Genomic DNA, 18,883 nt, shown 5'->3' on the forward strand with positions numbered 1-18,883 from the left:
ATTGCGTCGACGCATTGTGACAGTGTTTTTTTTAGGTTCCGTCGTATAATGTCCATGATCAAAGAATGATGGAGTGGACAATACTATGGACAAGCAAATACTGACGCAAATGGAGCAGTTGCGTAAAAAGATGATAGAAACTGCTCTAGTAAAAGAAAGCCTTCAGCATCTTGACGTAATCTCAATCAGCCAATCACTGGATGAGATTATTATTCAGGTGCAAAGAAAGCGTGGTTCTTTGTAGCGCGCGGAAAAAGGGTTAGGTGTAAAGGAGGAGTATATGCGGTCGGTAGATATCATTCAGAAGAAAAGAGATGGCGGCGAGCTGACCCCTTCGGAATTAACTTTTTTAATTGACGGTTATTCTCGCGGTGATATTCCGGATTATCAGCTTTCAGCATGGGCAATGGCTGTATTCTTTCGAGGAATGACTCCAAAGGAAACGGCAGCTCTTACACTGGCAATGGCGAATTCCGGTGACCAGGTCGATCTTGGTCCGATCAGCGGTATAAAAGTGGATAAGCATAGTACAGGCGGAGTTGGCGATAAAACCACATTAATTATAGGACCACTTGTCGCTTCTGTTGGCATTCCTGTCGCGAAAATGTCGGGGCGCGGTCTCGGTCATACAGGCGGAACGATTGATAAGCTGGAGTCTATAGAAGGTTTTCGGACGGAACTGTCTAGAGAACGTTTTATGACACAAGTGAATGATATTGGACTGTCGGTTATTGGTCAGAGCGGGAATTTAGCTCCGGCGGATAAGAAGCTCTATGCGCTGCGCGATGTAACAGCTACCGTAGAGTCTATCCCGCTTATTGCAAGTTCGGTCATGAGCAAGAAGATTGCTGCTGGTGCAGATGCCATCGTGCTGGACGTGAAGACGGGCAGCGGCGCTTTTATGAAGACGCTTGAGGATTCAGAGAAGCTGGCTAAAGCTATGGTTGATATCGGAACCGAAGTAGGCAGGCATACAGCAGCTGTTATCAGCGATATGGATCAGCCTCTAGGCTTCGCAATTGGCAATGCCCTTGAGGTGCAGGAATCCATAGAAACATTAAAAGGCAATGGACCAGACGATCTAACGGAGCTTTGCTTAACACTAGGCGCTCATATGGTTGTTTTGGGCGGCAAGTCTGATAGCTTTGAATCGGCAAAACAGCTTCTTCGTAATCAACTTAATAATGGAGCGGCTTTAGCTAAATTCAGAGCCTTTATTGCAGCGCAGGGTGGAGATGCATCGATAGTAGACGATCCTGCAAGATTGCCTCAAGCGCCAATTCTATTGGAAGTTAAGGCAGAGGAAGCGGGCTATGTTAATGCAATTGAAGCGGAGCAGCTGGGTCTGGCGGCCATGATTCTTGGAGCAGGCAGAGCAACGAAGGACGCAACAATTGATTATGCTGTTGGTGTCACGCTTCGCAAGAAGGTTGGTCAATCTGTTGATGCGGGAGATACGTTAGCGATTCTACATGTGCGTGAGCATGATGAGAAAGTCAATGAGGTAATTGCGCGTGTTCGACAAGCTTATACGATTAGCTTGGATCAGCCAGAGAAAAGAGCATTACTGCTCTCAGTTGTAACGGCACAAGGGATTACTCGCTATATTTAATACTCTTTATCAAAATAAATAGATCCGTTCCGAATCATCGGGACGGATTTTTTGTGTTTGATTCACATCAAAAAAACAATTTGTTGATTTGTTGGAATAATTTACTTCTTTAACGTCAACACTAAAAAGGAATATATAACCGTTATGTGCCGTTATGGAAGATGGCATGACCAACTCAAATGATGGCTTGTGATCCAGTTTAATAGACTGCAATAGAGCCATCATTCATATTTAGGAGGAGTTTCTGTTGAAAAATCGTATTTTCAGGCTCTGTATATTAATTCTTGCATTCGCGATTGCTCTTCCAGCGGCTGTATTTGCAGCAGAAGAGCCAGCGCCAAGCAAGACGCCTGCACCTGCTAATCTAGCTCCAACGGTCAATCTAGCACCTTCAGCTCGCTCTGCAATTCTAATGGATGCAGATAGTGGAACCATTATCTATGAAAAAAATAGTCATGATAAACTTCCACCTGCAAGCATTACGAAGGTCATGACGCTTCTCCTTATTATGGAAGCTCTTGATGATGGCAAAATAAAGCTCTCAGATATGGTGCGAACTAGTGAATATGCCGCTTCAATGGGAGGCTCTCAAATCTTTTTAGAGCCGGGAGAGGAAATGAGTGTTGACGATATGCTGAAAGGAATTGCACTTGCTTCAGGCAATGATGCCTCTGTAGCAATGGCAGAGAAGCTGGCAGGAACGGAGCAGCAATTCGTAGCCATGATGAATGAACGAGCACAGCAGCTAGGAATGAATGATACGCAATTTGCAAATCCGAACGGCTTGCCAGTCGCGAATCATTTTACATCAGCCCATGATATTGCCGTTATGTCGCGGGAGCTGCTAAAGCATTCCGAGGTAACGAAATATACGGGACTCTATCAGGATTATTTGCGTAAATCGTCTGAAAAGCCGTTTTGGCTAGTTAATACGAACAAGCTGGTTCGTTTCTATAGCGGAGCAGACGGTTTGAAAACAGGGTTTACGAGCGAGGCGAAATATTGTCTCTCTGCTACGGCAAAGCGTGATAATATGCGCGTGATCGGTGTCGTTATGGGTGAACCGGATACGAAAACAAGAAATGCCGAAGTATCTCAAATGTTTGATTATACGTTCTCACAATACATGAACCATTCCATCATAAAAGAAGGCGAATCTATGGGTAACCTCCAAATTGAGAAGGGTACAGCGCCAGTGCTGCCACTAGTTGCGAAGCATGCTTATAGCGTACTTCTCAAAAAAGGAAGCGGTACAAAGGATATTCGTTATGAGCTTAAAATTGATGGTCCGCTAAAAGCGCCTATCCAAATTGGTCAGCCAATTGGCAAGCTTGTTGTGTATCAAGGAAACACTGTACTCAAGGAATTTGATGTGGATGCACCGCTTTCCATTGAACGTGCAGGCTGGTGGAAATTGCTTAAGCGGTCTTTCTCAGGCTTATTTGCTTAAAATACCCTCCCCTTGGAGGCACGCATTTTGTCAGTTGATAGCGGTATGCTTCTAGTTTTGTCGGCATGCAGGAATTGGTCTTCATTTTGGAGAATTGCTAGTTCTATCATCAGGAAAAAAACCTAGAGGAGATGAACAGCTTAATGAGTCTGCAAGCAGAACTGGAGCAATATCGCAATGTGTTGATCGTCCGCCTTCGCGGCGAGCTAGATCATCATACGGCTGATGTGGTGCGTTACAAGATGGAGGAAGCGCTCCTTCGCGGTAATAGCGACCATATCATTCTCAGTTTAAAGGAACTGCAATTCATGGACAGTTCCGGTCTCGGCGTAATTCTGGGCAGATATAAGCAAGTGAAGAGCAAAGGCGGGAAAATGGTCGTCTGCGACGTCAATCCAAGTGTACATCGCTTGTTCGAGCTTTCGGGTTTGTTTAAAATTTTGACGATTCACGAAAATGAACGTAGCGCAATTTCCAGTTTGGAGGTGGTGTCATGAATGGATCGAATGAAATGACGCTTTCCTTCAGCGCCCGCTCGGAAAACGAAGCTTTCGCACGAATTGCGGTCGCTGCATTTGTGTCTCAGCTTGATCCGACGCTGGAGGAGCTGAATGATTTGAAGACAGCTGTCTCTGAGGCCGTTACAAATGCGATTATACACGGTTATGAGAGTGATTCATCTTGCAAGGTAACGATTGAGGCAACAATTGAAGGGGATTCTGTCACCATTGCAGTGTCAGATACGGGCCTCGGAATAGAGGATCTGGAACTTGCGCGTCAGCCGCTCTTTACTTCCAAGCCGGAGCTTGAGCGTTCAGGGATGGGCTTTACGATTATGGAAAATTTTATGGACCGTTTCGAGGTTTCAAGCATGATAGACGGCGGAACCCGTGTATCCATGATGAAACGAATCGAATCGAAAAAAGCGCTCTACAATTAGCGCATAGGGGTTGAACCTCATGGATGTCAATCTGAAACAAACGGCCCAGCCTTATTTAGAGGATGCGGAAGTAAAGCGGCTCATAGCGTTAAGTCAATCAGGGGATACGCTTGCAAGGGATACTCTCGTTCATTGTAATATTAGACTTGTTTGGTCTGTCGTACAGCGATTCATTAACCGGGGTTATGAACCGGAAGATCTATTTCAAATCGGCTGTATCGGATTGCTTAAGTCTGTAGACAAATTCGATTTGTCATATGATGTGAAATTTTCAACGTATGCAGTCCCGATGATCATTGGAGAAATTCAACGGTTTTTGCGAGATGATGGTACGCTGAAAGTAAGCAGATCGCTGAAAGAAACAGCCAACAAGGTGCGTAAAATGAAGGATGAGCTCTCGAAAACATTAGGTCGATTGCCTACAATCAGCGAAGTTGCCGAGCGTCTTGGTATCACACCGGAGGATGTCGTCTTCGCACAAGAAGCGAATAAGCCTCCCACTTCGATTCACGAGACTGTGTTCGAGAATGATGGCGATCCCATTACGCTCATGGACCAGATCGCCGATGAATCGCAGGAGAAATGGTTTGATAAACTTGCGCTTGTAGAAGCAATTGAAGGATTAAGTGAACGCGAGCGTCTCATTGTATACTTGCGCTATTATCGTGATAAAACGCAATCTGAAGTAGCGAGCAGGCTGGGGATTTCACAAGTTCAGGTATCGCGGTTGGAGAAAAAAATATTGCAATCCATCAAAGACCAAATTGCCCTTTAGGGCGGTTTGGTTTTTTTCCGTTTTTTACCTTCAAATGCATGAGTATCCTTTGCGTCCTTTTATCATACTAAAAGGGAAACATACACCAAAGCATAAGCAGAAGGGAAGCTGACAGATGGGAACCTCCGATCAATCAATCCTATATCTGCGACTCAAAAAAAGAATCTATATTAAGCCGAACCATCGCGTAACTTTAGGACAGGCGGCCAGGATGCTTGGAGCAAATGATCAACAGGAGCAGCAATTAAAGGGACTTGTTCTTTATGAGCACAAAAAAGCGGATGGCAATCGTGTAGTAATTGATTTGTTGCAGATCGTTAAAGCGATACGCGAGCGTGAGCCCGCTCTAACGGTTGAAGCATATGGTGACCCTCAAGTGCTGGTTATGATCGCGGAGAAGCCGGTTAAACCGCGTATTTCCATACTCATTCTATCGTGGCTGCTGTTATTTTTCGGAGCGGGGCTCGCTATTATGAATTTTCACACAGATGTCAGTATGAAGGAGGTACATATCCGGATTGTTGAGATCATTACCGGAAAACAAACTGAGCATCCCTTGTGGTTTCAAATCCCTTACTCTTTTGGAATTGGAATCGGTATGGTGCTTTTCTTTAACCATCTGTTTCGCAAACGATTCAATGAAGAGCCAAATCCGCTTGAGGTAGAACTCTATATGTATCAAGAAAATGTAAATGCTTATGTTATTGCTGATGAGATGCGCAAAAAATCGGATTACGATCAAACGCGCGACAACCGGAATGGTTAGTGCGCTCGCTAATGTTTTTGTTGCCTTAATCGGAGTAGCAGGGGGACTTGCTGTAGGTAGTGGTCTAGTCGCTCTGCTTATTGTGCTGGACTTGATTCCGAGACTCGCTCAAATGGCGAATGCATATCGCCTGTCTATTTGGTTCGAGACAGCAGTCATATTCGGCTCCTTGTTCTGGACATTTGCTGATTTTTTGGATTGGAATTTGTTCATGCCCTCTCAGGCTTTGCTGAGTGTCGTAGGTTTGCTCGATGGTATCTTTGTCGGCATGCTTGCAGCAGCATTGACTGAAGTCATGAATGTTCTTCCGATTTTAGCGAAAAGAATGAATCTATCTAACTATATGGTTTCACTCGTTATGGCAATGGTTTTTGGGAAAATAATCGGTTCGTTATTTGATTGGATCATTTATCAGTGGTGAAACAATTTAATTGGGGTGAAAACGGATGAAGGATCAACAAACAGGAGAAGGACAGGAAGATGGAAAAGAAGCCGCGCCTCCTTCTATAGGTATGTCGGATGAGCAGCAGCAACAGGATCAGGAGGAATCGGGATCTGCAGCGAAGTTCGTATATCAGAAGCGTAAGTCTAAGAGTAAGAGAAAAAGTGCGAGCGGGAGTAAGGAAGAGGATTCCTCTGAATCTGACAGTAAGGGGCATTCAGAAAAGATTCCAACTGATATCGAAGAAATTTTATTGCGATTAGAGAATGAAATTGGATATAAGAAGAGCTTAGACGTTGTCGTAAGAGAGATGACCTTTGGTGATAAACGGACGGCAATGCTCTGTTTGAATGGATTAGTTGACGGCAAGCTGCTGACCGATCTTCTCACGCGATTAACATACTTGCAGCCTGATCAAATTTCTGGACATGCCCTTCATTCTTTCCTTGATCTTTACGTGCCTGCGGCGCAGGTGGAGACAGAGAAGGATTGGAACAAAATGCTGACGAACGTATTGGCGGGCGGCACCGCGTTATTTATTGAGGGTGAAGAGAATGTTCTGTTAATTGATGCAAAAAATTTCCCAACACGCGGCCTCGAGGAGCCTTCTCTGGAAAAAGTAGTACGAGGAAGCCGTGATGGATTTGTAGAAACATTGATGGTCAACATTTCACTTGTAAGAAGAAGACTGCGTGATCCGCAGCTGAGATACGAAATCATTCAAGTAGGAGACCGTACCCAAACAGATGTATGTATCGCTTATATTGATGATATTGTTGATAAAGAGCTGCTTAAATCAGTAAGGGATAAGATCAGCATGGTGAAGATTGACGGCTTACCGCTTGCGGATAAGCAACTGGAGGAGGCTACGGTTAAGCGAGGCTGGAATCCATTCCCCCAAGTGCGCTATTCCGAGAGGCCGGATACAGTTGCAGCTCATTTGCTAGAAGGCTGCATTGCAGTATTCGTAGATACTTCGCCAAGCGTTATGACAATGCCGACGACGTATACTGATCTCGTTCAGCATGCTGAGGAAAATCGTCAAACACCGTTTATCGGAACGTATTTGCGCTGGGTTCGATTTATCGGTATTTTTGCTTCGCTGTTCATGCTTCCTCTATGGCTGCTCTTCGTCATGCATCCAGAGTTAAAGCCACCTATGCTTGAATTTCTAGGACCGACAAAAACGGGAAAGCTTCCTTTGGTTGTTCAGTTTTTGCTGGCAGAGATTGGGGTAGATTTACTCCGAATGGCATCCGTTCATACGCCTACCTCTCTTGCTACAGCCATGTCACTCGTTGCTGCCATATTGATTGGAGATATTGCCGTTCAAACGGGGGTTTTTGTCAATGAAGTTATTTTGTATATGGCTATAGCTGCTATCGGGATGTTTGCTACGCCAAGCTATGAGCTGGGGTTAGCAAACAGAATTGTAAGGCTGGTTCTCATCGTTGCGGTGTCAGCATTTGGGCCTCCAGGATTTGTCGTGGCAACGACGGCAATCTTGCTTTTGCTTATTTGCGAGCGTTCTTTCAATCGTCCGTATTTTTGGCCGCTTATTCCATTTGACTTCAACGCTGTGGTTGGATTGTTAATTCGCAAACCGGTTCTCCATAACCGGTCTCGACCGACCATTTTGAAGCCGCAGCAGAGCGATAGAATGCCTCAAACGGATTAGATTCACAAAAATGCAAATGAAATGTGGATTTATCCATTTCTCAAGAGGATAGATTGCGTTATACTGTTGCTATTGATGCAAATTCTATCCATTCTATCTGTATATGTGTACAGTTAGAAGAAAGCTGAGGGAAAATTATATGTACCTGCATGGAACTAGTGAAATAAACAAGAATGGCCATTTAGAAATTGGAGGCTGTGATGTAGCTGATTTGGCTAATCAGTTTGGCACTCCGCTATATATTGTGGACGAGGCTCTTGTACGTAAGCGCGCAAGCGAGTATGTTGAGGCTTTCAAAGCATCTGGACTTAAGTTTCAAGTGGCTTATGCAAGTAAAGCATTCAGTGTAATGGCGATGTGTGCGATTGCTGAACAAGAGGGACTATCGTTGGACGTTGTATCTGACGGTGAACTATATACAGCTATGCAAGCTGGATTCCCAGTTGAACGGATCCATTTCCATGGGAACAACAAAACGCCAGATGAAATCAACATGGCGCTTGATGCTGGCATCGGATGTTTTGTTGTTGATAATTTTATGGAATTGCAGCTTTTGAATGCACTTGCTGGTGAGAAAGGCAAGAAAGTAAACATACTTCTTCGTATTACTCCGGGCGTTGAAGCACATACACATGATTATATTTCAACAGGTCAAACGGATTCCAAGTTTGGTTTTGATCTTGGTAATGGTGCTGCAAAGAAAGCCATTCAAGAAGCTATGACTTTGACTAACCTGATTGTTCTGGGTGTTCATTCCCATATTGGCTCACAAATCTTTGAAGTAGAAGGCTTCCGTATGGCTGTTGATAAAGTTGCTGACTTTGCAGTAGCTGTTCGTAACGAGCTTGGTCTTACGTTCAAAGTTATTAACCTTGGCGGCGGTTTTGGTATTCGCTACGTTGAAGGCGATACTCCACTTCCAATTAGCGAGTATGTTGCTGCAATTACGGGCGCAATTATTACAAACTTCACGAAAGCAGAATTTCCGCTTCCAGAGATTTGGGTTGAGCCAGGCCGCAGTATGGTTGGAGATGCCGGTACTACTTTGTATACGGTTGGTACAAGCAAAGATATCCCAGGTGTACGCAAATATATTGCTGTTGACGGTGGTATGACGGACAACCCTCGCCCAGCTCTTTACCAATCACAATATGAGGCAGTACTCGCAAACCGTGCCAATGATCCGATTGAAGAAACGGTATCCATTGCTGGTAAATGCTGCGAGAGCGGAGATATGCTCATTTGGGATTTGGAATTGCCTAAGGCGAAAAATGGCGATTTACTTGCTGTTTTCTGTACAGGTGCTTATAATTATGCAATGGCGAGCAACTATAACCGCATTCGTCGTCCGGCTGTCGTTTTTGTTAAAGATGGTCAAGCCGACCTTGCAGTTAAGCGTGAATCGCTTGAAAATATCGTATGTAATGACGTAATTCCGGCAAGACTTCAAAAATCTCCCCTTGCGAAATAAGGGCGATATTGGTAACGTAGTCTTATTCGGATAAAAGAAAGGTAGATGCAGCAATGGCAAAACAAGCAAAAATCACACTAGCAAACGGCGGAGAAGTCGTAATCGATCTATTTGATCAAGACGCGCCAAACACAGTAGCAAACTTTGAGAAGCTTGCTTCAGAAGGTTTTTATAACGGCCTAACATTCCACCGTGTTATTCCAGGCTTCGTCGCTCAAGGCGGCTGCCCGAATGGTACAGGTACTGGCGGCCCTGGCTACCAAATCGATTGTGAAATCAACCCTAACAAGCATGAGCGCGGCTCTCTAGCTATGGCACATGCTGGTCGCAACACAGGCGGCAGCCAGTTCTACATTGGCTATGCTCCACAACCGCATTTGGATGGCGGACATACTGTTTTTGGTAAAGTAACAAAAGGTATGGAGTTTGTTGATGCTTTCAAAGGCGGAGACAAAATGGAAAAGGTTGAAGTAGAAACGATTTAATGTTAAGATACTAACTATAAATATGTAAGTGCAGCTTTCCTTCGGGGTAGGTGAAATTCCTAACCGGCGGTGATCAAGTGGTGCAAGGGGGATGGGATTCCATTTTCCTTGCATTTCTTGTCAGTCCGTGACCCGGTCTAAATGTTTTTCTTATGGCATGAGCTAATAGAAATCATTTGGAACGGTGGACCTGGTGTAACTCCGGGACCGACAGTACAGTCTGGATGGGAGAAGGAGCAGCTTCGACAGCTAATTTATTCATGCTTATTTGTATGTGTTTATTTTCACATACACAATAGGCTTGTTTATTTAGCGTATTTTACGAACCGAGATCGTTTTTTCAACGATGTCTAAGTGGACGGCAATTAATGCCCACTACGTTTATCGGTTTTGTCGTAGTTCTCAAATTCATTCTCTCATCACCCCTTTCGGTCAGCATGCCGATAGGGGTGTTTTTGTTTTTGGACATATTAAACGATGAATATTACATGCAGCTTGCCTTAGACATGGCGTCAAAAGCATCTGGCCAAACCGATATCAATCCAGTCGTTGGTTGTGTGGTTGTGAAAGATGGACGCATTGTCGGAATGGGAGCTCACTTGAAGCGCGGAACAGGTCATGCTGAGGTACACGCCTTGGCGATGGCTGGTGAAGAAGCAGAAGGTGCTACCGTATATGTAACACTGGAGCCATGCAGTCATTTTGGCAAAACACCGCCGTGTTGCGAAAGAATTATTGATGCGAAAGCAGCGAGAGTAGTCGTGGCAAGCGAGGACCCTAATCCGCAGGTTTCTGGCAGAGGAATAGCTAGACTGCGTGAAGAGGGTATCGATGTAACAGTAGGTGTATTGGAACAAAAATCACAGCAAATGAACGAAAAATTTAATAAATATATTACGACCAAGCTTCCATTCGTCACTTTAAAAACAGCCAGCACGTTGGATGGCAAAATCGCGTCACACACTGGTGACAGCCGCTGGGTTACCGGAGCAGAAGCTCGCGAGCAGGTGCACACCCTTCGTCATCAGCATGATGCCATCATGGTTGGTATTGGAACTGTTTTGGCAGATGATCCATTGTTAAATACACGGGCTAGTGTCCCTGCAATTGATCCAGTCCGTATCATTGTTGATTCTTCACTTCGACTGCCTTTGGATGCGCGGGTTGTAACCGATCGTACTATACGGACGATCGTACTGACATCAAGTCAAGCGGATTCCAATAAACACATTGCTTTGAAAGACGCAGGCATCGAAGTTATTGCTTGCGGTGCAGGTGCAAAGGTTGATCTCCACGAAGCGATGAAGAAGCTTGGAGAGCTTGAGATCGGCTCGATCTTGCTTGAAGGCGGCGGTCAATTAAATGGAGCTATGCTGGAAGCGGGACTCATCGATAAAATCATACTCTACTATGCAACAAAAATAATTGGTGGAGCAGATGCACCAGGCACCTTTACCTTTGCCGGCATCGAGAAAATGGCAGATGCCATTGAACTGGATCGCGTAAAAGTAGAAATGGCAGGTGCTGATATCTGCGTATCTGGTTATCCTATTTATAAGAAATAGAGTTTATGAGGTGGGTTTGCGACCGCAAGCCCTAGCTTATGCTTACGAAGTGACAAACCTTAGCTTATGCTTACGAAGTGGGTTTGCATTCGCAAACCCTTTAGGAGGAAGCCATGTTTACTGGATTGGTTGAAGAAATGGGACAGATGAAAGGGATAACCAAGCAAGGTGAGGCGATGCGGCTCGTTATTGGAGCAACTCATGTAACAGAGGGTGTTATGCTCGGCGATAGCATATCGGTTAACGGTGTTTGCTTAACTGTAACATCATTTGATCGAGCTTCCTTTGCAGCAGATGTTATGCCGGAAACCTATCGGAAATCAAGTCTTCACGAGCTTCGTCCCGGTGATCGCGTGAACTTAGAACGCGCTATGCAAGCGGGTGCTCGCTTCGGTGGGCATATCGTTCAAGGACATATCGATGGGACTGGGCAAATTATTAATCGCGAGACAGATGCTAACGCAGTTGTCTATCGGGTAAAAATAAATGATCCGAGCATGCTGAGATATGTCATTCCCAAAGGTTCCATTACGATTGACGGGATAAGCCTCACAGTAGTTGACACATCAACAAATGATTTTACTGTATCCATCATTCCGCACACACTAAGTCAAACTGCCCTTCAGCACAAGCATGCGGGTGAAAAGGTCAATATCGAATGTGATGTCATAGGCAAATATGTTGATCATCTGCTTCATTTCAAGCAACCCGAAGCTGTTGATTCTAAATCTAAACTAACTACTTCATTTTTAATGGAAAATGGATTTTTATAAATTAAATATTATCTTCAAATGCTGCTTTCACTTGTTCCTGCAGAACATGCGACGTAGTGATAGCATCAAATTCTGAAACTAATGCTAGTCTTGTCTGTTGTTTTGCGTTATTAGTGTCATAATTTGAAGTAAAAGCCTTAAAATCACACTTATCGGATTACTAACACGCCACTTAATTTCAACATATGACACTAAAGTGTTCTATTTCATCTTCAAACTATCTATAAGTGCAAATTATGAAACTAAATGAGCAAAAGGTTAGGTTAAGTGAAGTTAGTGATTGGTGTGTAGTAGACCAAAAGTTATAAATTTGCCTCAATCGTATCACTAGCACCAATACAGCACCAATAGCACGATAAGCATCAAACGTACAATACAGCACCGATAGAACGATAAGCATCATACGTACAATACAGCACCGATAGCACGATAAGCATCAAACGTACAATACAGCACCAATAGCACGATAAGCATCAAACGTACAATACAGCACCAATAGCACGATAAGCATCAAACGTACAATACAGCACCAATAGCACGATAAGCATCAAACGTACAATACAGCACAGATAGAACGATAAGCATCAAACGTACAATACAGCACCAGTAGCATGAAAAGCATCAATCGCACAAACATAGCACCAATATCACCAAAAGTAATAAAACCCAAAGTTAGCGTGTCCCGCAGGGACGAAAGCGAGCTAACGCATAACATTACTCAAAACAATCCCTGTGTGCGCCACGTTAGTCCAATTGCAGGTGTCCAGAGGACGCAGTCCTCGGAGCCCTCCCTTGGAAGGGAGGGTTTGGGTGGGTTCGAAATGTTTTTGAAGCTTGGAAAGCTTGGTTAACCAAAGAAGATTTAAAAAATACCTTTGAAGTCATGGTTAAGATCCTTGAATGGTATGAAAAGAGACCTTAAAAGGAATGGTAGAAAAAACCTTAAAGAGTATGGGTAAATGCCTTTGAAGGATAAGTAGGAATCCCTTAACAGGGAGCTGGGTAGCACAAAGGAGGGAATTCCCATATGCACAATACAGATAAAAACGTATTTGATTCAATTGAAGATGCATTAAATGATTTGAAGCTAGGGAAGCCGATTATCGTTGTGGATGATGAGGATCGCGAGAATGAGGGAGATCTCATTGCGCTTGCCGACAAAACAACGCCAGAAGTGATAAACTTTATGATTTCGGAGGCGCGCGGATTGGTATGTGTTCCCATTACGCAGGAGCGTGCAGAGGAACTGGAGTTGCCGCCGATGGTCGCAAACAATACCGACAATCATGGCACAGCCTTTACGGTCTCAGTCGATTATATAGATACGACGACGGGGATTTCAGCAGCCGAACGTTCGCAAACCGTGAAAGCCTTAATTGATCCATCAACAAAAGCGTCCGATTTCCGCAGACCTGGCCATATCTTCCCGCTAATTGCCAAATCAGGCGGTGTCCTTCGTCGTGCTGGCCATACCGAGGCAGCCATTGATCTCGCAATTATGTGCGGTTCCGAGCCTGCTGGCGCTATTTGCGAAATTATTAACGAAGACGGAACGATGGCGCGTTTGCCAGATTTGATCACTTTTAAAGAGAAGCATAATTTGAAGCTGATCACAATTCAAGATATGATTAAATATCGAAATGATAAGGAAAAGCTTGTAGAACGTGCGGTTGAAGTGAAGCTTCCAACTGATTTTGGTACATTCCGTGCTATTGCTTATACTAATTTGGTCGATGATAAAGAGCATGTCGCGCTTGTTAAAGGAGACATTGATCCTGAGAGCACATTGTTAGTTCGGGTGCATTCAGAATGCTTGACTGGCGACGTCTTCCATTCACATCGTTGCGATTGCGGACCTCAACTAGAAGCTGCACTTAGACAAATCAATGAGGCAGGCAGCGGCGTACTTCTCTACATGCGCCAAGAGGGCAGAGGCATCGGTTTGATTAATAAATTAAAAGCGTATGTGCTGCAAGAAGAGGGCTTCGATACAGTCGATGCAAATTTAAAGCTTGGCTTTCCGGCAGATTTACGCGATTATGGTATAGGTGCACAAATTTTGAAGGATCTTGGCATCCGCAAAATGCGACTATTAACGAATAATCCCCGTAAAATTAAAGGTCTGGAAGGTTACGGCCTAGAGATTGTTGAACGGGTTCCGATACAGATGGATGCGAATGAAGATAATAATAATTATTTGCACACCAAAAAAACAAAATTAGGACACTTATTGCGTTTTGAGGAAACAGACTATAAAATTTAAGAGTTGAGAGGAAGAAAACAAATGACACGTATATATGAGGGACATTTAGTTTCGGAAGGTTTAAAATATGGAGTAGTTGTCGGTCGTTTCAACGAATTTATTTCCAGCAAGCTTCTAGGAGGAGCGCTTGACGCTTTTAAACGTCATGGTGCGCAAGAAGAGGATGTAGAAGTAGCTTGGGTTCCAGGTGCATTTGAAATTCCATTAATCGCGCAAAAAATGGCGGAGAGCGGCAAGTATGATGCTGTTATAACACTAGGCGCAGTTATTAGAGGGTCAACACCGCATTTTGATTTCGTGTGCAATGAAGCAGCTAAAGGTGTAGCAGCTATTGCGCTAAAAACAGGAATTCCAACTATTTTCGGTGTTCTAACTGTTGATTCCATCGAGCAAGCCATTGAGCGTGCTGGAACAAAAGCAGGAAATAAAGGCTACGAAGCAGCGACCAGTGCAATTGAAATGGCCAATTTGACCAAACAATTGCAAGGTTAAGCAAGTAAGCTACAGTTACAGTTAGGCGGGAGGAAATAGGTGTGTCGGTGCTTTACAAGCTGGATTCTTTTGAGGGACCCCTTGATCTATTGCTTCACTTGATCGACAAATCCGAAATTGATATCCATGAAGTATCTATCAGCGAGATAACGATTCAATATATGGAATACTTGCATGCGATGAAGGTGTTGGAGCTTGAGGTAACAAGTGAGTTTTTAGTTATGGCGGCTACCTTACTGGCGATTAAGAGCAAGCAGCTGCTTCCGAAGCCCCCCGTATTTGAAGAAGAGTATGAGGATTGGCCAGATGATGGTTTAGACCCGCGAGATGAGCTTATTCAAAAATTGATGGAGTATCGTAAATTCAAGCAAATTGCAGATCAGCTGCGCGAGAAGGAATTCGAGCGCAGTCTGATCTATTCTCGCGAGCCTGAGGATATGTCTCCATTCATGAAGGAAGAGATCGTAAATCCTGTAGAAGGATTACATCTAGCTGATCTCATTACCGCTTTTCAAAAAGCACTCCGTCGTGCATCTAGACGGAATGTGGTTGCAACCGTTCAGCGTGATGAAATATCGGTGAAGGATCGGATACGTGATATTATAGTAGTGCTGAAACAATTTGATACGGTTAGGTTTTCACGATTAATCGGTGAGAATATGGATCGGCAAGAGATTGTCGTTACATTTCTGGCGATATTAGAGCTTATGAAAATGAAGCATATTCGTTGCTTCCAGCATCATTTGTTTGAAGACATCGTCATTCATTGGAAAGGGGATTCTTCGGAAAGTGGACTATCAGAAATTGAAGACGATTATTGAGGGCCTGCTGTTCATGGCGGGTGATGAAGGTTTAACGAAGCGACAGCTAGCAGACATTTTGGAGCTGGATGCTGACCTTGCCTCAGATTTAGTGTATGATTTGCAGCGTGATTTGGAACGAGAGGGACGAGGCGTACAAATTTCGGAGGTTGCTGCTTCTTACAGACTTACAACACATCCTGAGCATGCGCCTTATTTTGAACGTATGGCTTACACGCCTACTCGTTCGCAGCTTTCTCAAGCTGCGATAGAAACATTGTCCATTGTCGCCTATCGCCAGCCTATTACTAGAATTATTATCGAAGAAATACGAGGTGTGAAGAGCGACAGAGCGATTCAATCCTTGGTTTCTAAGGATTTGATTGAAGAAGTAGGACGAGCTGAAGCAATCGGAAGACCTATTTTGTACGGAACAACGAAATCATTTTTGGATTATTTCGGTTTACCATCTATTAAAGAGCTTCCAGAACCAGGAAATGTTGATATGGAAGATGCGTTGGAGGAACAAACGCAGCTCTTGTTCGAAAGATTAGAAAATCAACAAATGACAATTGATGAAATTAAAGAATGAGATTTGACCGCCGGGTCATACTATATTCAACCCATATTAGGGAAACGGAGGAAGCATTGTAATGCTGAGTCACCCTTTCGGTTGGATAACGGCGGCAGGTCTCTTTTTTTTGGTCATTTTAGCCATTACGGTCATTCTCTCTCCTGTAACAATTCATGCACATTTCCGGCGAAATGGACATAATGATGATGCGGAAATCGACATAAAGGCCATATTTGGTTTGTTAAAATACCATCATAAGATTCCGATTATTAAATTTACCGGTTCATCGTTGTTGGTGAAAGAGGAGGTTTCCACAAAAAATCCAGGCGTAAATACGTGGAAGCAATACAACGAGGAAATAGATGCAGATAAGGTCGCTAACGGAATCGAAAAATTCAAACACATTTTGCAAATAACAAAAAATTTAAAACGCTGGGTCAAACAGACATTGATGAAGGTGGAAATTTTAGAATGGAAATGGATGACCACAATCGGAACAGGAGACGCGATGTGGACGGCTATGGCTACAGGTGTTGTTTGGTCTGTAAAAACATCGGTTTTAGGATTCTTTTCACAGATGGTTAAATTAAAGGGTGAGCCAATGATGAGTGTTCAACCGATTTACCAGCACAATGTATTTACGACTGAATGGTCATGCAAAGCTAAACTAAGCTATGGTCAAGCTATTCTTGCTGCCATTCACCTATATATTCGAATGAAAAAAAGCAAAGGTGAAATAAAAATTTGGAAAAAGCTTTTATTTAAAGCTTAGTGTAAATAATAGTTGCAAATAATACGGATGAAACAGTTGAAAAGGAGTACTCCTTTTCAACTGTTTTTTTGCATAGAATGTATTTTTCTCGTCTATCCGACATACATACTCCTGCCACAAAGTGCGCACAATACAGGAAGCGTGGGTAAGTCCTTATCTATATCGCACTCAGAATATGTTCCATCAGTTTTGCTGTGATGATTATGATTATGTATTGGAGCTTCGCTTCACAAAACATTTCAGGAGGAATAACTATGGCAGAGCATCCTATCCAAGGCTTAATGCAAACAGCAATGGAGAATATCAAGGAAATGGTGGATGTAGACACAATCGTCGGCAGCCCCGTTCAAACGCCAGATGGAAGTATTATTTTGCCTATCTCGAAAGTGGGCTTTGGTTTTGTTGCAGGGGGCAGTGATATCAGACTTGATGATTCTGAGCAAAAAAATGGGTCGCAATCGGATGCTCATAATGCTTCGGTATCGATGCCTTTCGGTGGAGGAAGCGGCGGCGGTGTATCGATTACGCCAATCGCATTTCTAGTTGTTGGAACACATGGAGTGAAAATTTTACCGCTGGATAATCAAACACATTTACTTGAGCGTGTCATTGATTCCGCACCATTTGTGTTCGATAAGCTTCAATCGTTAATAAATCCACCTACCTCAAATAATGAACTCTTGTGACATAACTGCCCGCAAGGGCAGTTTTTCATTTTTTGTTAGACATTTTTCGTCTAGAGCATGGTGTACAGGCATATACTAAATCACGCATGCAGAAGCAACAATACAAACAGGGCGAGAGGGGCAAGTATGAATATGGTTTTCAAAAAGCTGCGGCGGGTCGTTGCGCTTGGCTTGTTTTTGGCATTAATGACGGGGACAAGCTTCCATTCGACAGCGAGTGCTTCTCCTAGTTCGATGCATACAAATGCAAAAGCATCCGCACTTGTGGATGTGGAGTCAGGACGATTATTGTATAGCAATAATGGTGATACATCGATGCGAATAGCCAGTTTGACAAAAATAATGACAGCGATCGTAGCGATTGAACATGGCAAACTAACGGATATGGTGAAGGTGAGTAAGCGGGCAGCGGGTAGAGAAGGCTCTTCGATTTATCTTCAACTGGGTGAAGAAATGAGTTTATCCAATATGCTTTATGGTCTTATGCTGAGATCGGGCAATGATGCAGCTACTGCTATTGCAGAGCATGTCGGGGGCTCTGAGGATGGCTTTGTTCATCTCATGAATGAAAAAGCAGTATTTCTCGGTTTAACGCATTCTCAGTTCAAAAATCCACATGGTTTAGATGAAGAAGGACATTATTCCTCAGCTAATGATCTAGCCAAATTGACCGCTTACGCACTGAAAAATAAAGTTTTTGCAGAGATTGTAAGTACGAAAGAGAAGAAAGTTCCCAACCCACATGATAATTGGGATTACAAGTATATCAACAAAAATAAAATGCTTGGTATGTATGAGGGCGCTGACGGTGTAAAAACAGGCTATACCAAAAAAGCTCTTCGCTGCTTGGTTAGTTCCGCTACTAGAGAAGGGCAGCAGCTTGTAGCCGTTACGATAAATGATAGTGATGATTGGATGGATCATCGTAAAATGCTTGATTGGGGCTTTCATTTTTATCCGCTCCAACAGCTTGTTCAAAGAGGTGAAGAAATTGTAGGGTATCCCTATGCAGTTGGACAAACCTTTAAATATCCATTAGCTAAAGAAGAAGCAGAGCTTATTCAATCTCGTTTGGTCCTGATTGATCAAAATACGACTCGTTTCTCTCTTGGTGAACGGGGAGTAGTGGAATGGTATTTAAATGACGAGCAAATTGGAAAAGTTCCCGTATTCGATTCGACAAGCAACAGATTAAAGCAATCGACGGTGTCGCCAAAGTCCATGCAATCATTAAATGACTTTGAAAAAGCGACTAAAAATAATGAAATAGGTAAAATACATCGATTATTGGACAAGGTACTGGAAGCTTTATTCTAATGCTCAAATAATGGAATAGCGC

The 18,883-nt window shown here is 43.5% G+C and carries 20 protein-coding genes and 1 riboswitch; all 20 genes read left to right on the forward strand.

Going from position 1 to position 18,883, the window contains the following annotated elements:
• Nucleotides 1-85: 85 nt before the first annotated feature.
• Entirely contained in the window at nucleotides 86-244 is a 159-nt protein-coding gene (locus tag AC0YOD_RS07610) for an aspartyl-phosphate phosphatase Spo0E family protein (protein WP_475798672.1), read from the forward strand.
• A gap of 36 nt (nucleotides 245-280) precedes the next feature.
• Nucleotides 281-1,612 carry a pyrimidine-nucleoside phosphorylase gene (locus AC0YOD_RS07615; RefSeq protein ID WP_475798673.1) on the forward strand — a complete coding sequence of 444 codons (1,332 nt, stop codon included), beginning with the start codon at nucleotides 281-283 and terminating at the stop codon, nucleotides 1,610-1,612.
• A 247-nt stretch (nucleotides 1,613-1,859) separates the two neighbouring features.
• Nucleotides 1,860-3,062 carry a D-alanyl-D-alanine carboxypeptidase family protein gene (locus AC0YOD_RS07620; protein WP_475798674.1) on the forward strand — a complete coding sequence of 401 codons (1,203 nt, stop codon included), beginning with the start codon at nucleotides 1,860-1,862 and terminating at the stop codon, nucleotides 3,060-3,062.
• A 143-nt stretch (nucleotides 3,063-3,205) separates the two neighbouring features.
• Nucleotides 3,206-3,559 (forward strand): anti-sigma F factor antagonist, encoded by a 354-nt coding sequence (spoIIAA, locus tag AC0YOD_RS07625; protein ID WP_475798675.1) that lies wholly within the window; start codon nucleotides 3,206-3,208, stop codon nucleotides 3,557-3,559.
• Nucleotides 3,556-4,002: an anti-sigma F factor gene (gene spoIIAB / locus AC0YOD_RS07630; RefSeq protein ID WP_475798676.1), complete on the forward strand. Its 447-nt coding sequence runs from the start codon at nucleotides 3,556-3,558 to the stop codon at nucleotides 4,000-4,002. The genes spoIIAA and spoIIAB overlap by 4 nt, the downstream gene beginning before the upstream one ends.
• Nucleotides 4,003-4,021: 19 nt before the next feature.
• A complete protein-coding gene (gene sigF / locus AC0YOD_RS07635) occupies nucleotides 4,022-4,777 on the forward strand; it encodes an RNA polymerase sporulation sigma factor SigF (RefSeq protein ID WP_475798677.1) in 756 nt (251 codons plus the stop codon).
• A gap of 115 nt (nucleotides 4,778-4,892) precedes the next feature.
• A complete protein-coding gene (locus AC0YOD_RS07640) occupies nucleotides 4,893-5,543 on the forward strand; it encodes a stage V sporulation protein AA (RefSeq protein WP_475798678.1) in 651 nt (216 codons plus the stop codon).
• Nucleotides 5,536-5,964, forward strand: coding sequence for a stage V sporulation protein AB (locus AC0YOD_RS07645; protein ID WP_475798679.1), 429 nt, complete (start codon nucleotides 5,536-5,538; stop codon nucleotides 5,962-5,964). The genes AC0YOD_RS07640 and AC0YOD_RS07645 overlap by 8 nt, the downstream gene beginning before the upstream one ends.
• 25 nt (nucleotides 5,965-5,989) lie before the next feature.
• Nucleotides 5,990-7,663: a spore germination protein gene (locus AC0YOD_RS07650; protein ID WP_475798680.1), complete on the forward strand. Its 1,674-nt coding sequence runs from the start codon at nucleotides 5,990-5,992 to the stop codon at nucleotides 7,661-7,663.
• Nucleotides 7,664-7,802: 139 nt separating this feature from the next.
• Complete coding sequence (lysA, locus tag AC0YOD_RS07655; protein WP_475798681.1) at nucleotides 7,803-9,134, forward strand: diaminopimelate decarboxylase; 1,332 nt, start codon at nucleotides 7,803-7,805, stop codon at nucleotides 9,132-9,134.
• Nucleotides 9,135-9,187: 53 nt separating this feature from the next.
• Complete coding sequence (locus tag AC0YOD_RS07660) at nucleotides 9,188-9,619, forward strand: peptidylprolyl isomerase (protein ID WP_475798682.1); 432 nt, start codon at nucleotides 9,188-9,190, stop codon at nucleotides 9,617-9,619.
• A 33-nt stretch (nucleotides 9,620-9,652) separates the two neighbouring features.
• Nucleotides 9,653-9,859, forward strand: a riboswitch (FMN riboswitch).
• Between the two features lie 221 nt (nucleotides 9,860-10,080).
• Nucleotides 10,081-11,184, forward strand: a complete 1,104-nt coding sequence (gene ribD, locus AC0YOD_RS07665; protein WP_475798683.1) for a bifunctional diaminohydroxyphosphoribosylaminopyrimidine deaminase/5-amino-6-(5-phosphoribosylamino)uracil reductase RibD — start codon at nucleotides 10,081-10,083, stop codon at nucleotides 11,182-11,184.
• A 113-nt stretch (nucleotides 11,185-11,297) separates the two neighbouring features.
• Entirely contained in the window at nucleotides 11,298-11,957 is a 660-nt protein-coding gene (ribE, locus tag AC0YOD_RS07670; protein WP_475798684.1) for a riboflavin synthase, read from the forward strand.
• A gap of 1,027 nt (nucleotides 11,958-12,984) precedes the next feature.
• Nucleotides 12,985-14,220: a bifunctional 3,4-dihydroxy-2-butanone-4-phosphate synthase/GTP cyclohydrolase II gene (locus tag AC0YOD_RS07675; protein WP_475798685.1), complete on the forward strand. Its 1,236-nt coding sequence runs from the start codon at nucleotides 12,985-12,987 to the stop codon at nucleotides 14,218-14,220.
• Between the two features lie 21 nt (nucleotides 14,221-14,241).
• A complete protein-coding gene (gene ribH / locus AC0YOD_RS07680; protein WP_475798686.1) occupies nucleotides 14,242-14,712 on the forward strand; it encodes a 6,7-dimethyl-8-ribityllumazine synthase in 471 nt (156 codons plus the stop codon).
• A 41-nt stretch (nucleotides 14,713-14,753) separates the two neighbouring features.
• The gene (locus AC0YOD_RS07685; RefSeq protein ID WP_475798687.1) at nucleotides 14,754-15,533 is read left to right on the forward strand and encodes a segregation and condensation protein A; all 780 of its coding nucleotides are present in this window, start codon (nucleotides 14,754-14,756) and stop codon (nucleotides 15,531-15,533) included.
• The gene (gene scpB, locus AC0YOD_RS07690; RefSeq protein WP_475798688.1) at nucleotides 15,502-16,104 is read left to right on the forward strand and encodes an SMC-Scp complex subunit ScpB; all 603 of its coding nucleotides are present in this window, start codon (nucleotides 15,502-15,504) and stop codon (nucleotides 16,102-16,104) included. Before AC0YOD_RS07685 ends, scpB begins: the two co-directional genes overlap by 32 nt.
• Nucleotides 16,105-16,165: 61 nt before the next feature.
• A complete protein-coding gene (locus tag AC0YOD_RS07695; RefSeq protein ID WP_475798689.1) occupies nucleotides 16,166-16,858 on the forward strand; it encodes a DUF2953 domain-containing protein in 693 nt (230 codons plus the stop codon).
• Nucleotides 16,859-17,112: 254 nt separating this feature from the next.
• The gene (gene ytfJ, locus AC0YOD_RS07700; protein ID WP_475798690.1) at nucleotides 17,113-17,544 is read left to right on the forward strand and encodes a GerW family sporulation protein; all 432 of its coding nucleotides are present in this window, start codon (nucleotides 17,113-17,115) and stop codon (nucleotides 17,542-17,544) included.
• Nucleotides 17,545-17,676: 132 nt separating this feature from the next.
• Nucleotides 17,677-18,861 carry a D-alanyl-D-alanine carboxypeptidase family protein gene (locus AC0YOD_RS07705; protein ID WP_475799322.1) on the forward strand — a complete coding sequence of 395 codons (1,185 nt, stop codon included), beginning with the start codon at nucleotides 17,677-17,679 and terminating at the stop codon, nucleotides 18,859-18,861.
• Nucleotides 18,862-18,883 lie beyond the last annotated feature (22 nt).

This window comes from Paenibacillus sp. J31P13, assembly GCF_056269295.1.

Coding starts and splice junctions, on each gene's coding strand:
- lysA (WP_475798681.1), top strand. CDS start 7,803: ATGTACCTGCATGGAACTAGTGAAATAAACAAGAATGGCCATTTAGAA.
- AC0YOD_RS07610 (WP_475798672.1), top strand. CDS start 86: ATGGACAAGCAAATACTGACGCAAATGGAGCAGTTGCGTAAAAAGATG.
- spoIIAA (WP_475798675.1), top strand. CDS start 3,206: ATGAGTCTGCAAGCAGAACTGGAGCAATATCGCAATGTGTTGATCGTC.
- AC0YOD_RS07640 (WP_475798678.1), top strand. CDS start 4,893: ATGGGAACCTCCGATCAATCAATCCTATATCTGCGACTCAAAAAAAGA.
- AC0YOD_RS07650 (WP_475798680.1), top strand. CDS start 5,990: ATGAAGGATCAACAAACAGGAGAAGGACAGGAAGATGGAAAAGAAGCC.
- ytfJ (WP_475798690.1), top strand. CDS start 17,113: ATGGCAGAGCATCCTATCCAAGGCTTAATGCAAACAGCAATGGAGAAT.
- spoIIAB (WP_475798676.1), top strand. CDS start 3,556: ATGAATGGATCGAATGAAATGACGCTTTCCTTCAGCGCCCGCTCGGAA.
- ribH (WP_475798686.1), top strand. CDS start 14,242: ATGACACGTATATATGAGGGACATTTAGTTTCGGAAGGTTTAAAATAT.
- AC0YOD_RS07695 (WP_475798689.1), top strand. CDS start 16,166: ATGCTGAGTCACCCTTTCGGTTGGATAACGGCGGCAGGTCTCTTTTTT.
- AC0YOD_RS07660 (WP_475798682.1), top strand. CDS start 9,188: ATGGCAAAACAAGCAAAAATCACACTAGCAAACGGCGGAGAAGTCGTA.
- AC0YOD_RS07675 (WP_475798685.1), top strand. CDS start 12,985: ATGCACAATACAGATAAAAACGTATTTGATTCAATTGAAGATGCATTA.
- AC0YOD_RS07615 (WP_475798673.1), top strand. CDS start 281: ATGCGGTCGGTAGATATCATTCAGAAGAAAAGAGATGGCGGCGAGCTG.
- sigF (WP_475798677.1), top strand. CDS start 4,022: ATGGATGTCAATCTGAAACAAACGGCCCAGCCTTATTTAGAGGATGCG.
- AC0YOD_RS07705 (WP_475799322.1), top strand. CDS start 17,677: ATGGTTTTCAAAAAGCTGCGGCGGGTCGTTGCGCTTGGCTTGTTTTTG.
- ribE (WP_475798684.1), top strand. CDS start 11,298: ATGTTTACTGGATTGGTTGAAGAAATGGGACAGATGAAAGGGATAACC.
- AC0YOD_RS07645 (WP_475798679.1), top strand. CDS start 5,536: ATGGTTAGTGCGCTCGCTAATGTTTTTGTTGCCTTAATCGGAGTAGCA.